Here is a 1,201-nt window from a genome sequence, read left to right on the forward strand (position 1 = left end):
CGGGCGGTGCGCGGTGCGCGGTGCGCGGCGTGCGGCGCGCGGCGCGCGGCGCGACATCGTGGACGTCGTACGACAACGACCACGTCGCAGCTACGCGCGTGCAACTGTTTCACGCGCAAGGGGCGACATCGTGGATGTCGTGCGACGTCGACTATGTCGCAGGCCCGCGCGTGCAACTATTGCGCCCGCAACGAGTGACATCGCGGTTGTCGCACGACAACGACGATGTCGCAGCCACGCGCGTGCAACCGTCGTGTCGGAGCTGCGCGCGTGCAACTGTTGCACGCGCAAACAGCGACATCGCCGACGTCGTACGACAGCGACCACGTCGCAGCTGTGCGCGTGCAACCGTTGCACACGCAACGAGTGACATCGCGGACGTCGTACGACAGCGACGATGTCGTTCCGGGTCGCCCCCGCCGCCCGCCGCCCGCCGCCCGCCGGCCCCGCGTCAGACGGGCTCGCGGATGGTCGTCTCGACGTCGACGACCTGCGGGATCCGCGGCATCGACGCGAACCCGAACGCCACCGGAGGGTCGAGCGGCGCCAACGACCCGAGCGACTCCCCCGCCCACGTCCCCCGCACGCCGGTGACGTCGTGTGCCCCGGTCACGCCGTAGTACTCGCGGCGACCGTTGCCCGCCGATCCCGCAGTGCCCGACCCGGGCGCGACGAGCCGTGCGACGGGGTCGATCGCGGCGAGCCACCGGGGGTCACGGGCGATCTGCTTCGGGACGATCCGGAGCACCCTGCCGAGCGGGGAGATCGTGCCGACGTCGATGGAGGCCTCGAGGGCACCCGCCGACAGCTCGAGCCCCCTGGCCGTCCGGCGAGCCGAGACGTCGACGACCGACACCGTGTCGAACCGGTAGGTACCGGAGACGTACGCGGCGACGATCTCGTCCGGCGCGAGGAGCACCGAGGAGCCGTCCGGGAGCTCGAGGAAGACGTCCGTGAAGGCTCCGAACGGCGAGCGCTCCCACATGCCGACCACGATGCGGACGCCGGAGGTCGTGCCGACGCCAATGATCCGACCACGGAACCGGCGTTCGAGTGCAGCAGGGCGCGACGACATGCCCTGGACCGTACCCGGCGACCCCGTGAGCGACGCGGACGAGGCGAGCCGCGCCTCCAGGCCGAGCGGCCGAGCGGCCGAGTGGCCGAACGGCGAGCGGCCAAGCGGCAGGCGCGGCCGGCCGCT

Annotated in this window: 1 protein-coding gene; it reads right to left on the minus strand. The window is 72.3% G+C overall.

Translation table 11 applies throughout. The features are described 5' to 3' along the window. Nucleotides 1-451 precede the first annotated feature (451 nt). A partial coding sequence (locus Q7F20_RS18600; RefSeq protein WP_370871732.1) for a hypothetical protein occupies nt 452-1,201 on the minus strand: 750 nt, incomplete at its 5' end.

Source organism: Curtobacterium sp. A7_M15 (genome assembly GCF_030705415.1).
Taxonomy (GTDB): domain Bacteria; phylum Actinomycetota; class Actinomycetes; order Actinomycetales; family Microbacteriaceae; genus Curtobacterium.